Raw genomic sequence first — 7,157 nt, 5'->3', positions numbered from 1 at the left:
GGGTTGGGACCGCAGGCCAGGGAGTCGCTGGGCGGGAGCCGCTCCTCCGGAATCGCTCGCTTGGGACTGCAGGCCGGGGAGTCGTTCGGCGGGAACCGCTCCTCCGGAATCGCTCCCTTGGAACCGCGGGCCTGGGAGCCGCTCAGTGGGAACCACCCCTTGGGAATCCCAGAACCGCGCCTCGAAACCGCTGACCGAGAACCGCGCCCCGAACCCGCTACCTCGGCGAAAGCGCTCCCACCCGCCAGCGACACCTCGAAGCCCCCCACCCGCAGGCGACGGAAATCACGCGACCCCAGGTAGTTAGCCGAGCTAAGCTCATTGGTTGTGACCTCTGAGCCCGAGACCGCGCCACCTCGCGCGGGTGGTTTGCGCGGACTCCTCGGCCGCGTCATCGTCGATACCCGGCCTCTCAAGATCCCCGCCTTCCGGCGGCTCTGGCTGTCCACTGTGGTCACCGCCGTCGGGACTCAGCTGACCGCCGTCGCCGTGCCGAAGCAGGTCTTCGACCTCACCGGGTCCTCCGCCTACGTCGGCCTCACCGGGCTCGTCGCCCTCGTTCCGCTGCTCTTCTTCGGGCTCTGGGGCGGCGCCGTCGCCGATGCCGTCGATCGGCGGAAGCTGCTCGTCGTCACCAACGTCCTCGTCGCGGTCACCTCCGCCCTGCTCTGGCTGCAGGCCTTCCTGAACTTCGGCTCCGTCTGGCTCGTCCTCGGGCTGCTCGCCGTCAACCAGGCGCTCTTCGCGATCAACATGCCCACGCGCGGCGCCGTCGTCGCGCGGCTCGTGCCCGACGAGCTGCTGCCCTCCGCCAACGCCCTGAGCACGACGATGTCCACCTTCGGCGCCGTCTTCGGGCCGCTGCTCGCCGGCGCGCTCATCCCCGTGCTCGGCCTCTCGACCCTCTACCTGATCGACGTCGTCGCCCTCACCATCACGCTCATCGCCGTCTGGCGGCTGCCGGCCCTCCCGCCGCTCAACGGCCCCTCGCGCCGCGCGGGCCTCAGCGACGTCATCGACGGCTTCAAGTACCTCGCCACCAAGAAGGTGCTGCTCGCCTCGTTCGTCGCCGACATCATCGCGATGGTCTTCGGCATGCCGCGCGCGCTGATCCCGGAGATGGCCGAACGCACCTTCGGCGACCCACCCGGCGGGGGCCCCGCGCTCGGCTGGCTCTACGCCGCCCTGCCCGCCGGCGCGATGCTGATCGGCCTCTTCTCCGGCTGGCTGACGCGCATCCAGCGCCAGGGCGTCGCGGTCGTCGTGGCGATCTGCGCCTGGGGCGCGGCCGTGGCGGCGTTCGGGCTCGCGCACTCGCTGTGGCTCGCCGTCGTCTTCATGGCCGCGGCCGGCGCGGCGGACATGGTCAGCGCCGTCTACCGGATGGCGATCCTGCAGGTCGCGACCACCGACGAGATGCGCGGCCGGCTCCAGGGCGTCTTCACGGTCGTGGTCGCCGGCGGCCCGCGGGTCGCCGACCTCGTGCACGGCTGGGGCGCGGCCGCGTTCGGCACCGCGGCCGCCGCGTCCGTCGGCGGTGTGCTGGTGATCGTGTCCGTGTGCGCGTCGATGTTCCTGCTCCCGGCGTTCTGGCGGTACCGGGCTCCTACGGCCTAGGCCGTTCGGGCTAGGGTGCCGGATATGCGTACCCTCGCCGTCGTTTTGGTCGCTTTTGCCGCGTTGACCGCCTGCTCCTCGGGCGACGAGCCGTCGAAGGCGCCGTCGTCGTCGAAGCCGTCCGCAGCGCCGAAGCCGAGTTCGAACGCGGCCGCCGCGTCGCTCGACCCGTGCAAGCTGCTGCCCGCCGCCGCCGTGTCGAAGGCCCTGTCCCTGGACAACCTCCAGGCGGTCGCGGGCCCGGTGCAGGACAACGCGGCCAACGGCGGCAAGGCCCGCAGCTGCGAGTACCAGCTGAACGGCAAGGCCGCGGGCGCGTTCGCGGTGACCCGTTACGAGGGCCGCCAGGCGAAGCCGGCCGACATGGTCGCGTCCATCAAGAAGGCGAAGGCCGGCGCGCAGGACGTCGCCGGCTTCCCGGACGGCGCCGTCTACTACGTCGACGAGCAGAAGACGGCGACGCTCGCCTCGGCCGAGCTGGTGTCGGGCACGCCCGTGCTCGTCAACTACACCGGCCCGGCCAAGATGACGCCGGAGCAGATGGCCCCGCTGGTCAAGACGGCCCTCGACGCGAGCTGATCAGGCCCACCCGACGAGCTGCATCGATCAGCGGCGCAGCGCCGCCAGTTCGACCGGGCTGTGCGCGGAGAACACCGTGACCTCGTCCTGGTGGTCGCGCGCCAGTTCGTGCAGCCGTGCCAGGTTCTGCAGCCGCGGGCGGCGCAGCGTCTGGACGATGTTCTGGAACACCGTCAGGCCCGGCGGGCAATGCGGCGCGACCGGGTCCAGCTGGCCGTGGAAGAAGTACGCGTCGCCGGCGTGCAGGAGCCAGCCGTCGCCGGTGTCGACCGCGACGCCCGTGTGACCGCGCGTGTGGCCCGTCAGCGGGACCAGCAGGATCTCCTCCGGCAGGCCCTTCAGCGAGCGGACCGCCTCGAAGCCGAACCACGGCTCGCCCGTCTCGTCGTAGGTGCTCCACAACGGGCGGTGCGCGAACTGCGCGGCGCGGTAGCGGTTCTTCTCCGCCGCGTTCGCCGGCGACGTCGCCGCCCGGTGCTCCTCGGCCCGGACGTGCACGACGGCGTTCGGGAAGTCCGCCAGCCCGCCCGCGTGGTCGACGTCGAGGTGCGTCATCACGATGTGCCGGACGTCGGCCGGGTCCAGGCCGAGCGCGCGGATCTGCGCGACGGCCGTCTCGGCGGCCGCGGGTTTGGCGCCCACCATCGCGAGGAACGGCCGCCCGAGCCACTCGCCCGGCTTGGCCACGCCCTGGGTGCCGAACCCGGTGTCGACCAGCACCAGCCCGTCGCCGGTCTCGATCAGCAGGCAGTGGGCGACCAGCTCCGCGCGCCGCAGCAGGCCGGGCTCGCCGTCGAGCAGCTTGCCGCCCGCCGGGCGCATCGATCCGCAGTTGAGGTGGTGCACCTTCATACCCTGCTCCTGGAGCTTAGCCGTACGAATTCGGTCTCGTCGTGCGCGGCGAAGACGCTCACCTCGTCGCCGTGCTCCTGAACAAGCTGGCGCAGGCGGCGGTGATTGTCCAGCCTGGCGCGCTTGACCGTCTCCATGTGGCCCTCGAACCACTTCAGGCCCGGCGGGCAGTGCGGGTCGGCGGCGACCTGGCCGTGGAAGAAGTACGAGTCACCGGCGTTGAGCAGCCAGCCGGCGCCGGTGTCGACGGCGACCCCGGCGTGCCCGCGCGTGTGCCCGGACAGCGGGACCAGCAGGATCTCCGGCGGCAGCCCGTCCAGCTGCCGGACGGCGTCGAAGCCGAACCACGGTTCGCCGGTGTCCGCATAGGACATCCACTGTGGACCGTGTGCGAACTGGATCCGGCGGTAGCGACCGCGTTCGGCGGCGTCACGCGGCTCGGTGAACGCCCGCAGCTCTTCGGCGTAGACGTGCACGCGGGCCCACGGGAAGTCGATCAGGCCGCCGGCGTGGTCGAGGTCGAGGTGGGTCAGCACGATGTCGCGGACGTCCGCCGGGTCGAACCCGAGCGCGCGGATCTGCGCGATCGCGGTCCGCGCAGGGTCGGCGACCGGGTTGGACTGCCGGACGAAACCCGCTCCCAGCCAGGCCTCCCGGTCGACGGCGGCCGGCGTGCCCATGCCGGTCTCGACGAGCACGAGACCCGTGTCCGTCTCCAGCAGCAGGCAGTGGCAGACCATGGTGGCGCGCCGGAACAGGCCCGGCCGCCCGTCGATCAGCTTGCCGCCGAGCGGGCGCATGGTGCCGCAGTTCAGGTGGTGGACGCGCATCAGGAGAGCTCCCGTTCGAGGGTGGCGTGCAGGTGGGTGGCGACGGCGCGCAGCGGCGCCGGGTCGCGGCGGGTGCGGGCCAGCAGCAGCCCGCCTTCGATCGCGGCGAGCACGACGGTGGCGAGCTCGTCCGACCGCTCTTCGGAAAGCTGTTGCCGCGCAAGGTATTCACGCAGGATGCCGTGCCACGACGAATATCCGTCCACACAGGCTTCTCGGATCGGTTCGCTCTCCGCGGCGGCGTCCAGTGCGACTGTCGCGAGTGGACACCCGCGCTGGAAGTCCGATCCGGTCAGGAAAGCCGCCAGCGCTTCGACGGCCCGGTCGATCGCGGTCGGCGCGTCGGGCGCGTCCCGGAGAATCGCCTCGAGCATCGCGCCGGTGCGTTCGCCCGACAGCCGGACGGCTTCGGCGGCGAGCTGCTCCTTGCCGCCGGGGAAGTGGAAGTAGAGCGACCCCTTCGGGGCGCCGCCGGCCGTCGTCAGCTGGGTGAGGCCGGTGGCGTGGTAGCCCTGGGTCTGGAACAGGTCGGCGGCGGTGTCGAGCATCCGCTGCCGCGTATCGGTGCGACGGACCATGGCGCCGACTGTAGCTCAAACTATGACGACCGGTCTAGTTACATTCTGGATCGGTAAGGTCGTCCGCATGGGCAACCCGACCGGTCAGCAGTTCGAGATCACCCGCGGCAACGCGCGCGCCGTCGTCACCGAAATCGGCGCGGGACTGCGCGCCTTCGAAGTCGGCGGAGTGCCGTACGTCGAGGAGTTCCCCGAAGACGAGAAGCCGCCGAAGGGCGCCGGGCAGGTGCTGCTGCCCTGGCCGAACCGGACGAAGGCCGGCAAGTGGACGTTCCAGGGTGAGGAGCAGCAGCTCGAGATCACCGAGGAGGCGCGCGGCAACGCGATCCACGGCCTGACCCGCCACCTCGAGTGGGAGCTGCTGGAGCACGCCGAGTCGTCGATCACCCTGGCCGTCGACGTCGAGGTGCAGCCCGGCTGGCCGGTGCCGCTGCGGGCGACCGTGACGTACGAGCTCGCGCCGCGCGAGCTGACCATCACCCACGAGATCCGCAACGAGGGCGAGCAGCCGATCGGCGTCGGCGTCGGCACGCACCCGTACTTCCGGATCGGCGACGTCCCGACCGACGAGCTGACCCTGACGCTGCCGGCGAGCCGCGTGCGGCCCTACCTCGGTGACGAGCAGATGCCGTACGCGCCGGAGCAGGACGTCGAGGGCACGGAGTACGACTTCCGCTCCGGACGGGTGCTGGCGGGCGTCGACCTGGACACGGCGTTCGGCTCGCTGTCGGCGGCCGCGGACGGCCAGCACCACTTCGTGCTGTCCCACGAGGAGCAGCACCTGGTTGTCTGGACCGGCCCGGACTTCCGCTGGGCGCAGGTGTTCACCCCGGACGACCTGGTCGGCCGCGGCCGCGCGGTCGCGATCGAGCCGATGACCTGCCCGGCGGACGCGCTCAACACGGGCACGGACCTGATCGAGCTGGAGCCGGCGTCGTCGTGGTCGGGCAGCTGGGGCATCCGCGTCCAGTGAACCGGCTGGGGGTGGCGGACGCGGGCGAAGTGCTGACGCTGCAACGAGCGGCGTACGTGACGGAGGCCCGCGCCCACGACGACTGGGACCTGCCACCGCTGTTGGAGACGTTGGAGCAAACGCGGGCGGCCCTGACCGGCTTGTCGTGGGGGATCCGGGAGTCGGGGCGCTTGGTGGCGTCGGTCCGGTTGACGGTGACCGGTCCGGTGGGGGTGATCGGGCGGTTGGTCGTCGCGCCGGACCGGCAGGGGTTCGGGCTGGGTGGGTCGTTGCTGCGGTTCGCGGAGTCTTCGGCCCCGCCCTCGGTGACGCTGTTTCGCCTCTTCACGGGGTCGAAGAGCGTTGGGCCGCTGGCGTTGTACGCCAAGAACGGGTACCGCGAGACGCACCGGACGCCGGAGAACAACCACGAACTGGTGCACTTGGAGAAGGCCCGCGTGCACGCGCCTGAGAGAGTTCGTTAGCGTGGCGAACTATGGCGAAGGCAATTGTCGGGGGCTATGTCGTCCCCATCGAGGGTGATCCCATCGACGGCGGCACCGTTCTGATCGACGGCGGCAAGATCGTCGCGGTCGGGACCGAGGCCGATGTCGACATCCCGGAAGACGCCGAACTGGTCGACGCGGCCGGTACCTGGGTGCTGCCCGGGTTCATCGACGCCCACGTCCACCTCGGCGTCCACGAGGACGGCGAAGGCTGGGCCGGCAACGACACCAACGAGATGACCGACCCGAACGGCGCCCGGTTCCGCGCCATCGACGGCATCGACCCGTACGAGTCCGGCTTCGACGACGCCCTGGCCGGCGGCGTCACGAGCGTCGTCATCAAGCCCGGGTCGGGCAACCCGATCGGTGGCCAGACGATCGGCGTCAAGACCTGGGGCCGCAGCATCCTCGACATGGTCTTCGCCGAACAGGTCAGCGTGAAGAGCGCGCTCGGCGAGAACCCGAAGCGCGTGTACGGCGACAAGAAGCAGACGCCGTCAACGCGGCTGGGTGTCGCGGCGATCCTGCGCGAGGCCTTCACCAAGGCCCGCAACTACCAGGCGAAGCGCGCGCACGCCGAGTCCGAGGGCAAGCCGCACGAGGTCGACCTGACGCTGGAGACGCTGTCGAAGGTCCTCGACGGCGAGCTGTACTGGGACCAGCACGTCCACCGCGCCGACGACATCGTGACGGCGCTGCGGCTGGCCGACGAGTTCGGCTACAAGCTGGTCATCAACCACGGCACCGAGGGGCACCTGATCGCCGACCTGCTGGCCGAGCGGGACGTGCCGGTCATCCTCGGGCCGCTGTTCACGACGAAGTCCAAGGTCGAGCTGCGCAACCGGACGCTGCGGTCGGCGGGCATCCTGGCCCGCGCCGGCGTGAAGATCGCGATCACCACCGACCACCCGGTGATCCCGATCAACTTCCTGGTCTACCAGGCGGCCCTGGCGGTCAAGGACGGCCTCGACCCGGCGACGGCGCTGCGGTCGCTGACCGTCAACCCGGCGTCGATGCTGGGCCTGGACGAGCAGATCGGCTCGCTGAAGCCGGGCCTGGACGCGGACGTGGTTCTGTGGTCCGGCGACCCACTCGATGTGATGAACCGGGCGCTGCGCGTGTTCGTCCGCGGCGACGAGGTGTACCACTTCGACGAGACCCTGGGCGAGGGCGTGTCGAAGGACCGCCGCTACCGCGAGACCCGCTGAGTTTCGGACGGCACGCCGGTAACCGGGCGGTTCCG

8 protein-coding genes are annotated in these 7,157 nt (G+C 71.1%); 5 read left to right on the top strand and 3 right to left on the bottom strand.

Annotated features, from left to right (window positions below; genetic code table 11):
* Window positions 1–369 precede the first annotated feature (369 nt).
* Together ACIRSS_RS16705 and ACIRSS_RS16700 are read left to right on the top strand one after the other, a co-directional pair.
* Window positions 370–1,617, top strand: a complete 1,248-nt coding sequence (locus ACIRSS_RS16705) for an MFS transporter (RefSeq protein WP_400897500.1) — start codon at window positions 370–372, stop codon at window positions 1,615–1,617.
* 24 nt (window positions 1,618–1,641) lie between these two features.
* On the top strand, window positions 1,642–2,196 hold the full coding sequence (locus ACIRSS_RS16700) for a DUF3558 family protein (protein ID WP_400895572.1): 555 nt from the start codon (window positions 1,642–1,644) through the stop codon (window positions 2,194–2,196).
* A gap of 27 nt (window positions 2,197–2,223) precedes the next feature.
* Here the strand turns inward: ACIRSS_RS16700 and ACIRSS_RS16695 are convergent, their stop codons facing one another.
* From ACIRSS_RS16695 to ACIRSS_RS16685, 3 genes are read right to left on the bottom strand one after another with little or no spacing between them, the layout of a single operon-like run.
* A complete protein-coding gene (locus ACIRSS_RS16695) occupies window positions 2,224–3,048 on the bottom strand; it encodes an MBL fold metallo-hydrolase (RefSeq protein WP_400895570.1) in 825 nt (274 codons plus the stop codon).
* Window positions 3,045–3,878, bottom strand: a complete 834-nt coding sequence (locus ACIRSS_RS16690; RefSeq protein WP_400895568.1) for an MBL fold metallo-hydrolase — start codon at window positions 3,876–3,878, stop codon at window positions 3,045–3,047. Before ACIRSS_RS16690 ends, ACIRSS_RS16695 begins: the two co-directional genes overlap by 4 nt.
* The gene (locus ACIRSS_RS16685) at window positions 3,878–4,456 is read right to left on the bottom strand and encodes a TetR/AcrR family transcriptional regulator (protein WP_400895566.1); all 579 of its coding nucleotides are present in this window, start codon (window positions 4,454–4,456) and stop codon (window positions 3,878–3,880) included. Before ACIRSS_RS16685 ends, ACIRSS_RS16690 begins: the two co-directional genes overlap by 1 nt.
* A 67-nt stretch (window positions 4,457–4,523) precedes the next feature.
* On the opposite strand from ACIRSS_RS16685, the gene ACIRSS_RS16680 reads away from it, so the two are divergent.
* From ACIRSS_RS16680 to ACIRSS_RS16670, 3 genes are read left to right on the top strand one after another with little or no spacing between them, the layout of a single operon-like run.
* Entirely contained in the window at window positions 4,524–5,429 is a 906-nt protein-coding gene (locus ACIRSS_RS16680) for an aldose 1-epimerase family protein (protein WP_400895564.1), read from the top strand.
* Window positions 5,396–5,893: a GNAT family N-acetyltransferase gene (locus ACIRSS_RS16675; RefSeq protein WP_400895562.1), complete on the top strand. Its 498-nt coding sequence runs from the start codon at window positions 5,396–5,398 to the stop codon at window positions 5,891–5,893. The genes ACIRSS_RS16680 and ACIRSS_RS16675 overlap by 34 nt, the downstream gene beginning before the upstream one ends.
* 11 nt (window positions 5,894–5,904) lie before the next feature.
* On the top strand, window positions 5,905–7,122 hold the full coding sequence (locus ACIRSS_RS16670) for an amidohydrolase (protein WP_400895560.1): 1,218 nt from the start codon (window positions 5,905–5,907) through the stop codon (window positions 7,120–7,122).
* Window positions 7,123–7,157 lie beyond the last annotated feature (35 nt).

Source organism: Amycolatopsis sp. NPDC101161 (assembly GCF_044768185.1).
GTDB lineage: Bacteria > Actinomycetota > Actinomycetes > Mycobacteriales > Pseudonocardiaceae > Amycolatopsis.
The sequence above is the reverse complement of the archived record's forward strand: the minus strand, read 5'-3'. Positions and strand labels throughout refer to the sequence as shown.